Consider the following 15923-nt stretch of genomic DNA (forward strand, 5'->3'; position numbering starts at 1 on the left):
GCGACGGATAGAAGAGTCGAAGTGACGGAAAGAGTAGCCGAAGGGACTGAAGGAAGATAGAGCGACGGATAGGACCGCCAAAGCGACGGAAAGAAGAGTCAGAGCGACGGAAGAAAGAGCCGAAGTGACGGAAAGAAGTCAGAGCGACGGAAGAAAGAGCCTAAGTGACGGAAAGAACAGGCAGAGCGACGGATGAAAGAGACTAAGTGACGGAAAGAAGGCAGAGCGACGGATGATAGTGCCAAAGCGATGGAAAGAACAGGCAGAGCGACGGATGGTAGTGCCAAAGCGATGGAAAGAACAGGCAGAGCGACGGATGGTAGTGCCACAAAGCGATGGAAAGGAGGCAAAGTGACGGATGGTAGTGTCAAAGCGACGGAAAGAACCGGCAGAGCGACGGAAGAAAGAGCCTAAGTGACGGAAAGAACAGGCAGAGCGACGGATGAAACAGCCAAAGTGACGGAAAGAAGTCAAAATAATGGATAGAGCCATCGAAATCGTGGATAGAATAGCCAAAATGATGGATAGAACCGCCAAAGCGACGGAAAGAAATCAAAATGATGGATAGAATCGCCAAAGCGTGGATAGAGTGTTCAAAATGATGGATAGAGCCATCAAAATCGTGGATAGAATGGCCAAAATGATGGATAGAACCACCAAAGCGACGGAAAGAAGTCAAAATAATGGATAGAACCGTCAAAACGTGGATAGAGCCATCAAAATCGTGGATAGAATGGCCAAAATAATGGATAGAACCACCAAAGCGACGGAAAGAAGTCAAAATAATGGATAGAACCGTCAAAACGTGGATAGAGTGGTCAAAATGATGGATAGAGCCATCAAAATCGTGGATAGAATGGCAAAAATGATGGATAGAATCGCCAAAATCATGGAAAGATCTTCCGAATAGACAGCAAGAACCACCCAACCGACGAATAAAACATCATAAGAGAGAAACCCTTTAATACATATAAAAGAACCAAAACTTTTTAAAAAATATAAAGGACATTTAATTTTTTGAAATTTTTTCCGATATAAGTTTTAATATGGAAGTTAAAATAACAATTTAGAGGTGAGTGGTGTGAGGAGATCATTGGTTTTTCAAATAGATGGAAGAGAGCGTGAGCAGCGTTTAAGGACAAAATTGCTGACGAATACTCCTCATGGAACAGTGGAATCTGAGCTACCACACATCTCTTCAAAATTAACATTGGAGCAAATACAAATAATGATGGAAGTCGTTGAGGAAATTCGCTTGAAACGTTATAAAGAAAGACTGTAATTGTAAGCGCCTTCTAAGCTATAATAGCTGAGGAGGTGTTTTATTATGAACGTGGTATTTGTAGATTCAGTTTTAGGTACAGAGCTTTTGCATATGGTGTCACATGATGTGGCGGGGACATTAGCTGCGGCCCAGGGGGAAAGTGTGACGTTTCCAGTTGGCCATTTTAAGTATGAATTTCATAACTTAGATTTTTATGAGGAAGATGGAGAAATACGACAAGAATTAGTCATTTACGTTAAGAAAGTATAATACTCCGTAATATGAAAAAAATAAATGCAGGTACAATTAAAGCAATTTATTTGCTTTTATTCAATCCTGTAACTATAATAGTTACAACAGGTGGTGATACATATGGTGAACAGTCGGTTTTCGGTAGCGATCCATATTCTTTCGCTTATTGCTACAACATCTGATAAAAGTCAGTTGACGTCTGAGTACATTGCTGGAAGTGTGAATACAAATCCAGTTGTTGTGCGACGTATGATTGGTGTGCTAAAGAAAGCGGGTTTGCTTACCTCGCAATCAGGTATTGCAGGCTATGACCTTTTAGTAGAGCCAAAAGATTTAACGCTTTTAGCTATTTACCATGCGATTGATGGGCCAGAGCAGCTATTTGCGATTCATGATGAGCCAAATCCAGCATGTTCAGTTGGTCAAAAAATCCAACGGACATTGGAAGGTGTTTATATATCTGTTTGGCATGCAATGGAAGAACAATTACAAGCACAAACTTTACAGGATGTGCTAGATCAACTTCGTAAATAAACGAAGTCGATCTTTTGTATCTAACCTGTAACTAAAAAAGTTACAATCAAAACATAGGAGGAATTATAATGATGAAAATCGCAGTAATTGGTGCAACAGGGAAAGCAGGACAAAAGATAGTAGAGGAGGGACTGCAACGTGGTCATGATGTAACTGCGATTGTACGTTCAGCTTCCAAAGTAACAGGAAATATTTCGGTGATTGAAAAGGATGTTTTTGCATTATCTCAAGAAGATGTGAAAGGGTTTGACGTAGTCGTAAATGCGTTTGGTGCTCCTGCTGGTCAGGAAGAATTGCATGTGAAAGCTGGTCGTCATTTAATAGATATATTCAAGGGTATTGATACAAAATTATTTGTTGTCGGTGGAGCAGGTAGTCTGTTTGTAGACCCAGAGAAAAACGTACGCGTAATGGATACACCTGATTTTCCAGAAATGTTTTATGCAACAGCTAAAAATCAAGGTGAAAATCTACACGACTTACAACAATCTACTATTACTTGGACATTTTTAAGTCCATCTGCTTTCTTTGATCCAGAAGGGCCACGTACTGGTAGCTATACTGCTGGGGAAGATCATTTATTAGTGAATGCTTCTGGCGAAAGTTATGTTAGCTATGCAGATTATGCCGTTGCGGTGTTGGATGAAATTGAAAATCCAAAGCATGTAAACAGTCGTTTTACAGTGACTTCTAATAAATAATGATAAACCGAGCGTAAAAAAATGCGCTCGGTTTTTATCTTTGTGCGAAAGCGAAGCGGCTAAAGGTGATGGAATGAATGAAAATAAAGCCTCTGGAAACAATAACGTAAAGCTAAAAATGATTATTTTTCACTTTACAGACAATTGGCTGTTTACAATACGACAGTTATTAGCTACTATCAAGTGTGAGGATTACATAAAAGGAGACGACAATTATGTCCACACAACGTATAGAAAAAGACTTTTTAGGTGAACGCGCCTTACCAAGCAATGCTTATTACGGAATCCAAACGCTTCGTGCAACTGAAAATTTCCCAATTACAGGGTATACAATTCATTCTGCACTTATTAAAGCAATGGGTATTGTTAAAAAAGCAGCTGCTTTGAGTAATATGGAGGTACACCTACTTTCAAAAGAAATCGGAGATGCAATTGTCGAAGCTTCACAAGAAGTTATTGATGGTGAGTGGGATGCTGAATTTATCGTAGACCCAATCCAAGGCGGTGCTGGCACATCGATTAATATGAATGCCAACGAAGTTATTGCTAACCGTGCTTTAGAGATTTTAGGCAAAGAAAAAGGGGACTATCATACAATTAGCCCTAACAGCCATGTAAATATGTCTCAATCAACAAATGATGCTTTCCCAACAGCTATTCATATTGCTGTGTTGAATTTGATAGATGAACTACTTCTTACAATGGAAAACATGCAAGCAGTGTTCCACCAAAAAGCGGAGCAGTTTGCGCATGTAATTAAAATGGGTCGTACGCATTTACAAGACGCTGTACCGATTCGATTAGGGCAAGAATTTGAAGCATATTGCCGTGTGATCACTCGTGATATTGCGCGTATTCGCCAAACTCGCCCAAATTTATATGATGTAAATATGGGAGCAACAGCTGTTGGAACAGGCTTAAATGCATTCCCTGACTATATTCAAGCAGTTGATCTTCACCTTGCTGAAATTTCAGGATTACCGCTTAAAGGCGCTACACATTTAGTAGATGCAACACAAAATACGGATGCTTATACAGAAGTATCAGGCGCATTAAAAATCTGTATGATTAATATGTCGAAAATTGCTAATGACCTTCGTTTAATGGCTTCTGGTCCACGTGCTGGATTAGGGGAAATCATTTTACCAGCGCGTCAACCTGGATCGTCTATTATGCCAGGTAAAGTAAATCCTGTTATGCCAGAGGTACTTAACCAAGTAGCATTCCAAGTAATTGGTAATGACCATACGATTTCTTTAGCATCTGAAGCAGGACAATTAGAATTAAACGTAATGGAGCCTGTACTTGTCTTTAACTTAATTCAATCTATTAGTATTATGAATAACGTGTTCCGAGCATTTACACAAAATTGCTTGAAGGATATTGAAGCAAACGAAGACCGCATGAAAGAATATGTGGAGAAAAGTGTTGGCATATTAACAGCAGTGAACCCACATATTGGCTATGAAGTAGCTGCACGTCTTGCACGCGAAGCAATTCTATCTGGTCGTTCAATTCGTGAGCTTTGCCTTGAAGAGGGTGTACTAACGAAAGAACAATTAGATTTAATCTTAGATCCATATGAGATGACTCATCCAGGTATTGCCGGATCAAGTATTATGAAATTAAAATAATTTATGTTTGAAAGCACTTTGCCTAGCGCAAAGTGCTTTTTTAGTAGTTCAAAACTCAAATGGTCAAAAGAAATCTTTATGAATGTTGTGTGGGTTAATAGTGATGATTACCGTTTCGTTTACATGCCTGTGTGCGAGTGTTTGTTGGCGCTTCGCTTTCGCGCAAAATACATTTGTTGGCCCGACACCCCCTCTAGAAAACGCCCGATCTTTACGGAAATCACCCTAAACGAAGAGTCGAACTTTTATATCACAACTTCGACACAAAAGTTTCGAACAATACGAAAAAATTTCCTGTTTTATAATTCTATTTTCTTACAAAAGTTGGTGTTTTTTTCTATCAATTTTAGGGATTTTAAACTATAATTGTTTATGGAAATAATATTATAGTTAGGGGAAATTTGTATGAGCTTACGACAAAAAAGTATTATTGGCTTTTCTTTTTTAAATGTAATCATGGGTCTTATTTTGATTATAGACCTAGCAAATTTAAAGTCATTAGAGGGGATGTCCACTATATTAACGATATTAGGATTTACAACGACAATATCGTGTATTTTCTATGTAAAATACAAAATTATTAATCCAATTAAACAATTAGCAGTATCCGCTCAAGCTATAGCTGAAGGAAATTTGAACACTTCTCCTATCGAGATAAAATCCAATGATGAGGTTGCGGCGTTAGGTAAAGCGTTTATTGAGATGAAAGAACAATTACATATGATGACACAAAAAATTGCTAGTAGTTCTACCGATTTATCTGCGAGTATAGAGGAGCTATCAGCAAGTACAAATGAAATTGCAGATGCAGTAAACGAAGTAGATTCACAAATGGAGAATACGACTGAGGGTCTTAAAAAAGCAGCACAGTCTGCAAATGAAAGCGCTATAGCAATGCAAGAAACTGCTGATGGCATTGAACGTATTACCGTGGCTACACAAGATGTATTTGATCATGCGAAAGAAGCAAATGACATTGCAGGCAATGGTGCGGAAATTTTACATGTAGCTAAAAATCAAATGGAATTCATTTCAGATTCTACTGAAAAAACAAGTAACTTAATGCAACAATTATCAGGCAAAATGACAGATATAAAATCTATGACAGACATGATTACGGCCATTACAGATCAAACGAATTTACTTGCATTAAATGCAGCGATAGAAGCGGCGCGTGCAGGAGAGCATGGTAAAGGCTTTGCAGTAGTAGCGGAAGAAGTTCGAAAATTAGCGGAGCAATCCAAGCATTCGGCTATTCAAATTGTCGATCTAGTAGTTGGCATTGAAAGCGATACAAAACAAGTAGCAACCTCTGTAGAAGAAGACTTGAAAAACGTTCAGCAGGGCGTTCACGTCATTGATGAGGCTACAAAATCATTTGGTACGATCTCTCAGCATGTTAGCAAAATGACGAATCAGCTAGAGGATATTTCTGCAACAGCTGAAGAGCTTTCAAGTAGTGCGAATGAAGTTACAAAATTAGTTTCGACAATCGCAAATGGAATGGATAGTTTGACTAATTCCACAGAAGTTATTTTACACTCCGTTGATGAACAAAGTGCCTCGATGCAAGCAATCAACACAGTAGTGTCACAAGACCTATGTGTACAAGCAGAAGATTTACAAAAGCTTACACAGAGATTTAGTAACTAAAGAAAAAAAGCTATTTTGCAGGGATAGATTATCTGCGAAATAGCCTTTTTTATTTAACCAACGTTGTTTTCAATTTCTTCCGAATCAACTATTAAATAAGTCAAAAAAATCAGTCTTTATCGTCAAAAATACTATGCTAATCATAAACATCATTTCTGCAATAATAGCAACAGCATCTTTTTTATTTTCCGCGTACTTCCATTCCGTAAATGCTCGTAACATTTCAGAGGTTACTAAAAAGACAATTATGATAAACCATATCTCAAAATACCAAGCAATTCCAACACTATCATTGTTAAATTGATAATTCGAATAAATTATTACTAGACTCAAATATATGATTCGTATTGATAAATCTAGCTTTTTATGTCTTTCGTTAACGTAATAAAAATAAAACCATTTCTTTCTCTCGACACCTAGCAACTTTCTAATGACAAATCCAAAAATACTAATAATTAAAAGTAGTACAAATAGAAAAAGTATTAATGTTCCTAGTTCGAAATTATTATTATACATTTCGTTCACCTCTTAAGCCTGCTTTTTATTTCTATAAGAAAAAGATGATAGCTAATCTTGTTATACAGGCATGTGTGGAACGATAGCATTACAAATGTTGCTTATTAGATCCAGATTTTTTAAACGTTCTTCTTGCCTGGATAATTAATGAAATTCCTATAATACATAGACTGCCTGATAAAAAATGAAGGGTAATATTCCATCCTTCACTTAGTTTTTGAAAATATTTAATATATAAAGACACACCATATATACACATTAAGACACCCCAAATACATCTAAGCATCTTCTATGATCTCCATCCCGTCCTATTATAAAATAACTGAAAATTGTATCTGTATACAGAGTGTAGCACAGTAAAAAATTATTTGGTAGTTAATTGGATAATAGGAAACAAATGGACTTGCTCATTATAAAATATTTTGAGGATAATTTGATTTTATTGGTATAATTTTGAAAGAAAGGGTGGGGAATTTATATGGGGATGAAGTTTAATAGTTTTCTTAGAGAAGAATTGTCAGTCATTGATATTCAGGTAGCTATGGAACGTGGTGAAATCACATCAAAAGAATTAACTATGTATTATTTACACAGAATTGCTAAGTATGATCAAGATGGACAGAGGATTAATTCCATGCTTGAAATTAATCCTGAAGCGATATTTATTGCTGAAGCATTAGATGAAGAAAGACAAGTAAAAGGGGCTAGAGGGCCTCTACACGGAATTCCAGTTGTTTTAAAAGACAATATCGAAACGAAAGATTTTATGCATACTAGTGCAGGCGTAATAGCATTAGAAAACTATGTAGCTGAGCAGGATGCATTTTTAGTAAAAAAACTCCGTGAAGCGGGGGCTGTTATTTTAGGGAAAGCAAATATGACTGAATTAGCGAACGGTATGTCGAGTACAATGTGGGCAGGTTATAGTTCTCGAGGTGGACAAACACTTAATCCTTATGGAGATCCAAAACTTTATGTAGGAGGATCCAGTTCGGGGTCGGCAGTAGCAGTGGCATCGAATTTTGCTGTTTTATCAATTGGAACTGAAACAGACGCTTCGATTTTAAGTCCAGCTATTCAAAATTCAGTAGTCGGCATTAAACCGACTGTAGGGTTAATTAGCCGTAGAGGTCTCATCCCTTTTACATACAGTCAAGACACAGCGGGGCCAATGGCGAGAACGGTTACAGATGCAGCTATCTTATTGGGCGCATTAACAGGAGTAGATAAAGATGACGTAGCTACATATAAAAGTGAAAGAAGGATCCACCAAGACTACTCAATCTTTTTAGATGCTACAGGATTAAAGGGTGCTAGAATCGGTGTTTATACGAATGCCTCTAAAACTTTTTATGAGTCAGAGGAATATGACGAAACCCTTTTTAATAACGTAATTCAGGTTTTAAGAGAGCAAGGAGCCGTTATTATAGAAGACATCGAAATTCCTTCTTTTCATAGAGACTGGAAATGGGGAGTACCGCAATATGAATTAAAGCATAGTTTAAATAATTTCCTTGTAAATCTACCTTCTCACATGCCTGTACATTCTCTGGCTGATTTAATCCAATTTAATAAATGTTCACAAGAAAAAACGTTGAAATATGGGCAGGACAAATTGGAATTGAGAGATAATTTACCGAACACGTTAAGAGATCCTGACTATCTAAATGCAAAACTAGAGGACTTGTATTTTTCTCAAGAACAAGGAATTGATTATACATTAAAAAAATATAACTTAGATGCGATAATGTTTCCATCATATATAGGCTCGACAATTAGCGCGAAAGCCGGATATCCGTCTATTGCCGTCCCTGCAGGCTATATGAAAAATGGCAGACCGTTTGGCGTAACTTTCGCAGGCACTGCATTTAGTGAGGATGTATTAATAAAACTTGCATTTTCATATGAACAAGCAAGTAAATTACGAAAAGCGCCGGAGTTGTATTAAGATTCTCTGGGCACATATGAAACTGTCCATACCACTGTTTAAATATGGGAAGGTGAAAGGGAGCTCAGGAACTAAGTTCAAAAGAAATGAAGAGAGTTACCTAGAAACTATAAATAATAATTTTATATAACGTATTATGGAAAAGACCGGAAGAAAAGAACAAGAAACTGGGATATATTGACTATGGAAATGCGCTCATTTACAATTAATTTTAATAATCAATAAGGAATGTAGAATTTACTAGATTCCTTTTACAACTGAATAGCGTGGAGTAATAGGTGTAAATTGCGTGCAATTTACTTAAAAGGGAAGTCGGTGCAAATCCGACACTGTCCCGCAACTGTAAATGTGAGCGACTTTTCATATACCACTGTTTAACGACGGGAAGGCGAAAAGTAGTGATGACCATGAGTGAGGATACCTGCCTATTATGAGTACACACCATAACCCTACGAGTAATCAACTAAGTTACTGATTGTGTAAGTCAGATTTACCAACGGTTTGAATCACTTATAGGAATATGTAGTAGTAGATTCCACTTTAGGAGGAATCGCTATGACATTAGTTAAATTTGCTGTACAAGATTTTATGGATGAAAGAGAATTGATGAATGTTAGTAAACACACTATCACCAATTACAGAAGTTTCTTTAAGGGATGGTTAGAATGGTTGAGGGAGAATAACATTCAAGATATAGAAGAGGTCTCTACGAATACACTACGATTATATTTATCATATTGTAAAAATGAACTAGGTAATGGTCAAATACAATCAATAACAAAATTAAACATCTAAGAGCATTCTTTAATCATCTTATGGAAAATGAATTTATAGAACACAATCCATGTTCAAAACTAAAGACAGACAGATGAACGTATAGAAGTTTTTAATGATTTCCATATTCGTATGATGCTCCGATACTTGAGACGTATAAAACGTAAAGACCATGAATTTACAAGTGTGCGCAACACCTGTGCCATCAAAATTTTGCTTGGAACAGGTATACGCTTGGGAGAAATGCAGGGGCTTCGATGGTCTGATATAAACGATACTTACCTCACAGTGTTTGGTAAAAATCGTAAACAGGAGACAGTCCCTATGTCTAAAAAAGTATATGAAGAACTAATGGATTGGAAGAAGTACCAAGAGAAATATTTCAATTCTAATATAGAGTATATATTCGTAGACCGTTCTGGAGTCCAATTGTCATATGAAGCATGCAAAGGTATCTTCAAGGGATTACAGAGTGCGCTAGGATTTAAAGACGTGAGATTATCAGCACACACATTTAGACATACATTTGCACAGCGTTATCTTCTTGCGGGAGGCGACCCATTTTCTCTTCAACGCATTTTGCGTCATACTAATATCAGCATGACCGAAAAGTATACCTCAATGTGGGGAATGGCTTTACAGGAACAAAACGAGAAATACAATCCATTGAATAACATAGATATATAGAAGGGGGTAGCATAGCGCTACCTCCTTTTTTGTGTCTAAATTTAATGTTTAAAAATTGTGGTAGAAATTCCATACATTATATAAAGGTTGCGCCCTCTGGTAGTAGATGATTAAAAAATAAGTTGTCAAAACAGGTCAACTATTGGCTCCCGAGCGCTTACATAGTGGGGGTATTTTTTCAGAGTCAACTCAAATTTGTTAATCGGTCGTCCACAAACGTTATAGAAATATCAATTCAGTGCATGAGTTCTTGTGCCATGGAATCCCCTCGTGCATTGATAGGTGTTCTATTATTAGTCATAAAATTTCTCCCTTACGCAATTTTCACCTCCTAGTTTAGTTGCGTAGTCGGCTGTGAAGTCGATAAGGCACATTTTCGTGGTTGTTAGTGTGTCTTTAGGTTTCACATCTATCTTATGATTGGTTGTCATATTATAGTTTCCTCTTTTTGGGGTCGGTGCTTGTCACACTGACTCCTTTTTCTTATACATAATGATTCAAAAAATATATACATACCACTAACAAATATATGAAATGGAGTGTTTATTAATGGCTGAAATTACAAGTTATGCTTACGGAAAATTACGTGAGTATATGGGGGACAATTTCAAAGCAGTAGCAGTTTTTGACGGTACTACAGAAGTGAAACGCTATACAAACGTAGATATTACTATTGCAGATGGCAAAGTAAAATATAAAGTTTTAGCAGATAATACAGACGGTTCATTGACTGGTAAGAAGGTTAATAAGTTCCGTATTTATGGGAATGGTTTTAATTATCTTTTTTAAAAAAATATAAGTTATACTAAAAAGTTAACCTTTATATAATAAATATTATTAATAAACGTTAACATTTAAATTAGTATTGTCTATACAAAACAAAAAACACGCAAACCATGATAGGTAGCGTGTTTGATATGTATGATGTGCAATTAACTAATAAACCGATTTTTCGAATTTAACTGAATCAGCATTTTCAACTGAATCATAATCCTTTACGTATCTATACGTATCCCCACTTTTTATTCCATCTTCTGGAATGAAAACTAATTCTTCCCATAATACTTCTTCATTTTTATCGAGAATTGTGACTTCTATATATCCATGAATAGTTCTGTCATTAAAATTTGTAATTTCAACAGCAAATGTATCAAAAGAAGTATCCCTTTTAAATTCAACCTTCACTTTATTCAGAAATCTTTCCCTTTCTTGCTCTAATTTTTTTTCATTTTCATCTGCAATGCCCTTATCAAATTGATATTCTTGATATTTATCATATAAATACAGTGCCGTAAATACCGAAAATACTATGGTTAGGGATAAAATAACATATTTCTTAAGATTATCTTTCACACAAAACAACTCCTAATTAATAGAAAGCAATGTTTATATAATAACTCATATCTCGAACAATGAACATAAAAAATCTAAATAGACTTCACTCACTATAATTTGCTTAGAACTAATATTTCTAGCATTATTAATTATGTATTTTCACAAATATACTCCAAACCCTTGATACGACTGAATTTATTATATAGATTGCTTTCCAACTCTTTTTACTGATGTTCCGAAAGGTGCTAAGTTCTTCCGTATTCATACAGCGCCATTCAAGACAAGAGCAGAAGCAAACACACGCTTACAATTATTATTGTCACAGAAATACCTCGGATATGGTGAGGTGTTCGGTAATGAGAAGGATGGTTACCGTATTCAGTCGGGACATTACACTTCACAAGTTCAATGTGAATTTGCATGTAAACTACTTATTGAGGAAGGGCGTTCCGCATTTTGTTCTATCATTGGTAGAATGCAATAGCCGTACCCAAAACAGGTACGCAGATTCACACCCGCGTTAATTTTTGCCTTACAGTTTGTCCAAATGATAACCTTGCAAATTGACCTCACCGACCAATTATGGAGGTCAGGTTTGGGAAAATTAGAATAATTAATAGGGTTATCTCATTAATTTGGGATAGCCCTTTTTTGTCTTTTGACAAATACTAGAATACATATTACAATTTAAACCAGAAATACAAAAGGAATATCTACTCTACATGTATTAGTGTGTTAAATTACAATTTAATATTAATAAATAATAGGTGCGTTTATCTCTTGATAACGCTTAAAAGGGAAGTCGGTGCAAATCCGACACTGTCCCGCAACTGTAAATGTGAGCGACTTTTCATATACCACTGTTTAACGACGGGAAGGTGAAAAGTAGTGATGACCATGAGTCAGGATACCTGCCTATTATGAGTACACACCATAACCCTACGAGGAATAGGAGGTGGCATATTGACAAAACAGAATGCTCTGTTCGTCACCGTACGTCAAACGCCCAAAAAGAAGGTAATCGCTTTCAAGGCAATTCTTTTATGCTTGGGTATCATTTGACATTATGTGATGAATGAAAAAGATAGAATGAAGGATTTCCTCTAGTTGTAGGAAATCCTTTTTTTATGTAAAAGAAGACTTCCGTTTTGAAAAATATGTACGAAAAGAGGATGCAATGATGACGAATATTCATGTAAGTACAGCACAGGATTCGCAATATGTAGAAATGAAAATTTGTAAGCAGCCACGCACTGAAATTGCCAAGAAAGCTACAACAAGAATGGTTGTAGAATCCCTTGTCGATCAATTAATAGCTAGCAATCTTATTAGTAATGAACGATTGTTTGATCAAATTTTATATAACAAAGATATTATTTGGATTCAAAATGAAAGTTTTCATGGCCACCTTTTTGCAAAAGCAATTATTACAGATCAACTTAAAACAAAAACAAATGATTTTATGATGTATATGCCGACAAATCCAATTGTGTACGATGTTAATGGTGAACATTTTCATTTAATTACACGTATCGATTCGACGCGTGCAAAACCAAATCTAGAGCGACTTTCCCAAGCCCCTAAGCCAATACTAAGTGCCGCTCGGGTCAATGATTTATTGTGCTCGATAGTGATGCGCTTTTATGAAGTATATGTAGAGGATTTATCACGAGTAGTTTATAAAAATAAACAACTAATCAATTTTATAGAGCGAGAGTATCATCAATTTCTAAAAGCTGTGAAGGAACTAAATGATAATCATTTAAACTGGCACCCACGTGGAAAAGGTCATGAACTATTGCTTGAACTGATTGATAATTTACAACTTTTGAAAAGTCGACCTGGCAAAGTTTTAATGGATTTCTCACAATCCTATAGCTACGTTGTGGTGGAATCTTCATATCTTATTAATAAACAGGGACAGAAAACGATACAAGCTTAGTAAATTAAAAATGTGCGGGATGAATTTCAATACCCCGAGGTGAAGGTATATGCCTGGCAAGGTAGTAGAATGGAGTTGTCAGTATAGGGTAGATACCCGGGCGAAGCAAGAATACCCGCGGAAGGAAGGTAAATACCCGCGAAAGAAAGGCAAATACCCGCAGAAGGAAGGGGAATACCCGCGGAAGAAAGGCAAATACCCGCAGAAGGAAGGGGAATACCCGCGGAAGAAAGGCAAATACCCGCGGAAGGAAGGTAAATACCCGCGCGAAGCAAGATTACTCACAAAAGTATAGTAACTCTTCATGAAACATAAGAAAACAGGACATTGATCTAACAAATCATGTCCTGTTTTTATGAATTTAGTCAATACAATGCATTGCTGCTTGTGCTTCGTGCCATGGAACGGAGTAGCCCTTGCCTTTTGCGCAAAAAATACTAGAGGATGTATAGTCGGGATCGGCGTTCTTATCGTAGCTTATTTGCGCAATAATTTCTTCTGTATTGTGACATGTATCGTAGCCATCAAATTGTAGGGAAAGTACGCCTTTCCCATTGGTGTAGGCGGCAAAGGTTGTACTGTAGCTCATAAATGTTGAGACAGGGGCCCGGCCGGTTACAATCGCGTCATGTTCAGTTATGATTGGTGCGTCAAATGTACCAGCAGCTTGCTGAATGTCCGTCATCATGCGGCCGATGAAATCACTAGGAGCTTTAAGTTTAAAGCGGTAGTACGGCTCTAGTAATATATTTTCTGCTTGTTCGAGCCCTTGCCGTAATGCACGGAATGTTGCTTCACGGAAATCGCCACCTTCAGTATGTTTATTATGTGCGCGTCCTGTTAAGAGCGTGAAGCGAATATCTGTAACGGGAAAACTGGTTAACAGCCCATGATGATCGCGCTCGAATAAATGTTTTTCAATGAGTCGTTGATGTCCAACTGATAAATCATCGGCGTGGCATGCATTGACAAATGTATTGCCGGTGCCGCGTGTATTTGGCTCCATCAATAAATGGACTTCTGCGTAATGCTTTAATGGCTCGAAATGACCGTAACCTGTTACCGTTGTGGTAATCGTTTCCATATACAAAATCTGTGGTTCGCTAAATGAAATGTCTAGCGAGAACCGTTCATGAAGCACTTCGATAAGAACCTCGAGTTGGATGACACCCATAATATGAACATGAATTTCTTGGAATTTTTCATGCCATAGCACACGTAATGAAGGTTCTTCTGCTTCAAGAATACGGAAAGTTTTTAACACGTCCTTTATATGCTGAGTGCCTTCATAATGTACTTTTGCCTGTAAAGTCGGTACTAACTCAAAGGGCTGAGAATTATTCGAAGAACCAATAATATCGCCGATGTTTGCTTGACTAATCCCTTTTACTGCGAAAATCTCCCCAGCCTCTATCTTTTGAGTAGTTTCATACCGGTTGCCATTGTATAGTCGAATCTCCGTCACTTTTTCAGTCACGTCTCCAAATGAAAGTTCATCACGGACATGTAACGTTCCTTGCAAAGATTTGATAAAAGTTAAGCGTTGATGTCCATCATGACGAATTTTAAACACCTCACCTTGAAACGGAGCGTTGTTATTAAATTGTGTCTCTGTAAGGAGGGGGAGCTGTGTTAGGAATTCCTTTATTCCACTATCTTTTAAGGCAGACCCAGTAAAACATAGAAAGGCCTTTTCCTGTTTAATCATCCGAGATAAATGAGTAAGGCAGCTAGAGCTATCCAATGTTTCATTGAGAAAAGCATCGAGAAGTTGTTCATCACGTTCAGCAAGCCGCTCCATTATGTCGTTTGAAACATAGTCGGAACGGAGCGGTTCGTCTACGAATAAAACATCTGCAGAGCAATCCTTTTGAAGCGCAGCCATTACAGCTTCAACATCTGCTCCTTCACGATCAATTTTGTTAATAAAAAAGAAGGTTGGAACATGATATTGGCGTAAAAGTTGCCACACTGTTTCAGTATGACCTTGTATTCCTTCGACAGCACTAACAATAATAATGGCATAATCCATAACCCGAATGGCACGCTCCATCTCTGGAGAGAAATCGACGTGCCCTGGTGTATCGATCAACGTATATGTATCATCCCCAAACGTCATGCGGCCTTGCTCCGCAAAAATCGTAATGCCTCGCTGACGCTCCAACTCATGATTATCTAGAAATGTGTCCTGGTGATCCACTCGTCCACGAGCTTGAATACTGTTTGTATGAAATAGTAACTGCTCAGAAAATGTTGTTTTACCGGCATCCACGTGAGCAAGTACTCCAATTGTTACATGCATAAAAAGATCCTCGTTTCTATTCATTCATTTAACAACATTGTAACAGAATTGGTATAAAAAATATTTCATATAGTGTTTATGTCGCAATAGTGTTAATATATGTATGATTGCGAATCTACTAGTCAATCAATATATACAACAAAATAAAAACGACGTATTGGTGTAAATGACCTTTGTTATTTGCTTAAAAGGGAAATCGGTGTAAATCCGATGCTGTCCCGCAACTGTAAATGGGGAGTCTATACAAGATGCCACTGTAGCCACGCTATGGGAAGGCGTATAGATGATGAACCTAAGCCAGGATACCTGCCAATATGTATGTATTACTGAATCCACGAGGATGGGGATAGTGAATAGGTTGAAAAACCTTTCTTTTGCTAT

At 37.1% G+C, this 15923-nt stretch carries 17 protein-coding genes and 3 riboswitches; of the genes, 13 read left to right on the forward strand and 4 right to left on the reverse strand.

Going from position 1 to position 15923, the window contains the following annotated elements:
• Positions 1-232 precede the first annotated feature (232 nt).
• Positions 233-355 (forward strand): hypothetical protein, encoded by a 123-nt coding sequence (locus ACFTQ7_RS09330; protein WP_386828280.1) that lies wholly within the window; start codon positions 233-235, stop codon positions 353-355.
• 12 nt (positions 356-367) lie between these two features.
• Here the strand turns inward: ACFTQ7_RS09330 and ACFTQ7_RS09335 are convergent, their stop codons facing one another.
• Positions 368-928, reverse strand: coding sequence for a hypothetical protein (locus ACFTQ7_RS09335; RefSeq protein ID WP_386828281.1), 561 nt, complete (start codon positions 926-928; stop codon positions 368-370).
• 165 nt (positions 929-1093) lie between these two features.
• Here ACFTQ7_RS09335 and ACFTQ7_RS09340 point away from each other — a divergent pair, with 165 nt between their 5' ends.
• The 6 genes from ACFTQ7_RS09340 to ACFTQ7_RS09365 all read left to right on the forward strand — a co-directional run bounded on the left by ACFTQ7_RS09340 (position 1094) and on the right by ACFTQ7_RS09365 (position 6038).
• Positions 1094-1282 (forward strand): hypothetical protein, encoded by a 189-nt coding sequence (locus tag ACFTQ7_RS09340; protein ID WP_386828282.1) that lies wholly within the window; start codon positions 1094-1096, stop codon positions 1280-1282.
• 45 nt (positions 1283-1327) lie between these two features.
• On the forward strand, positions 1328-1534 hold the full coding sequence (locus ACFTQ7_RS09345; RefSeq protein WP_197143701.1) for a thymidylate synthase: 207 nt from the start codon (positions 1328-1330) through the stop codon (positions 1532-1534).
• Positions 1535-1636: 102 nt separating this feature from the next.
• Positions 1637-2050, forward strand: a complete 414-nt coding sequence (locus ACFTQ7_RS09350; protein WP_386828283.1) for an Rrf2 family transcriptional regulator — start codon at positions 1637-1639, stop codon at positions 2048-2050.
• 71 nt (positions 2051-2121) lie between these two features.
• On the forward strand, positions 2122-2751 hold the full coding sequence (locus ACFTQ7_RS09355) for an NAD(P)-dependent oxidoreductase (RefSeq protein WP_386828503.1): 630 nt from the start codon (positions 2122-2124) through the stop codon (positions 2749-2751).
• 215 nt (positions 2752-2966) lie between these two features.
• On the forward strand, positions 2967-4385 hold the full coding sequence (gene aspA, locus ACFTQ7_RS09360; protein WP_386828284.1) for an aspartate ammonia-lyase: 1419 nt from the start codon (positions 2967-2969) through the stop codon (positions 4383-4385).
• A 405-nt stretch (positions 4386-4790) separates the two neighbouring features.
• Positions 4791-6038, forward strand: a complete 1248-nt coding sequence (locus ACFTQ7_RS09365; RefSeq protein WP_386828285.1) for a methyl-accepting chemotaxis protein — start codon at positions 4791-4793, stop codon at positions 6036-6038.
• A gap of 84 nt (positions 6039-6122) precedes the next feature.
• On the opposite strand, the gene ACFTQ7_RS09370 is transcribed toward ACFTQ7_RS09365, so the two are convergent.
• On the reverse strand, positions 6123-6554 hold the full coding sequence (locus tag ACFTQ7_RS09370) for a DUF4181 domain-containing protein (protein ID WP_386828505.1): 432 nt from the start codon (positions 6552-6554) through the stop codon (positions 6123-6125).
• Between the two features lie 478 nt (positions 6555-7032).
• On the opposite strand from ACFTQ7_RS09370, the gene ACFTQ7_RS09375 reads away from it, so the two are divergent.
• The 4 genes from ACFTQ7_RS09375 to ACFTQ7_RS09390 all read left to right on the forward strand — a co-directional run bounded on the left by ACFTQ7_RS09375 (position 7033) and on the right by ACFTQ7_RS09390 (position 10752).
• On the forward strand, positions 7033-8502 hold the full coding sequence (locus tag ACFTQ7_RS09375) for an amidase family protein (protein ID WP_386828286.1): 1470 nt from the start codon (positions 7033-7035) through the stop codon (positions 8500-8502).
• A gap of 259 nt (positions 8503-8761) precedes the next feature.
• Positions 8762-8945: riboswitch (cobalamin riboswitch) on the forward strand.
• A gap of 112 nt (positions 8946-9057) precedes the next feature.
• Positions 9058-9297, forward strand: coding sequence for a site-specific integrase (locus ACFTQ7_RS09380; RefSeq protein WP_386828287.1), 240 nt, complete (start codon positions 9058-9060; stop codon positions 9295-9297).
• Positions 9298-9411: 114 nt separating this feature from the next.
• Positions 9412-9963 carry a tyrosine-type recombinase/integrase gene (locus ACFTQ7_RS09385; protein WP_386828507.1) on the forward strand — a complete coding sequence of 184 codons (552 nt, stop codon included), beginning with the start codon at positions 9412-9414 and terminating at the stop codon, positions 9961-9963.
• Between the two features lie 549 nt (positions 9964-10512).
• Entirely contained in the window at positions 10513-10752 is a 240-nt protein-coding gene (locus ACFTQ7_RS09390; protein ID WP_386828288.1) for a hypothetical protein, read from the forward strand.
• A 147-nt stretch (positions 10753-10899) separates the two neighbouring features.
• On the opposite strand, the gene ACFTQ7_RS09395 is transcribed toward ACFTQ7_RS09390, so the two are convergent.
• Entirely contained in the window at positions 10900-11316 is a 417-nt protein-coding gene (locus ACFTQ7_RS09395) for a hypothetical protein (protein ID WP_386828289.1), read from the reverse strand.
• A gap of 184 nt (positions 11317-11500) precedes the next feature.
• Between ACFTQ7_RS09395 and ACFTQ7_RS09400 the strand changes: the two genes are divergently transcribed.
• Positions 11501-11782, forward strand: coding sequence for an SPOR domain-containing protein (locus ACFTQ7_RS09400; protein WP_386828509.1), 282 nt, complete (start codon positions 11501-11503; stop codon positions 11780-11782).
• A 264-nt stretch (positions 11783-12046) separates the two neighbouring features.
• Positions 12047-12231: riboswitch (cobalamin riboswitch) on the forward strand.
• Between the two features lie 244 nt (positions 12232-12475).
• On the forward strand, positions 12476-13240 hold the full coding sequence (locus tag ACFTQ7_RS09405; RefSeq protein WP_386828290.1) for a hypothetical protein: 765 nt from the start codon (positions 12476-12478) through the stop codon (positions 13238-13240).
• Positions 13241-13601: 361 nt separating this feature from the next.
• Here ACFTQ7_RS09405 and ACFTQ7_RS09410 read toward each other — a convergent pair whose 3' ends face one another.
• Positions 13602-15542, reverse strand: coding sequence for a GTP-binding protein (locus tag ACFTQ7_RS09410; protein ID WP_386828291.1), 1941 nt, complete (start codon positions 15540-15542; stop codon positions 13602-13604).
• A 141-nt stretch (positions 15543-15683) separates the two neighbouring features.
• Positions 15684-15870: riboswitch (cobalamin riboswitch) on the forward strand.
• The last annotated feature ends 53 nt before the right edge of the window (positions 15871-15923 follow it).

The sequence above is a fragment of the Lysinibacillus sp. NPDC056959 genome (assembly GCF_042674095.1).
GTDB lineage: Bacteria > Bacillota > Bacilli > Bacillales_A > Planococcaceae > Lysinibacillus > Lysinibacillus zambalensis.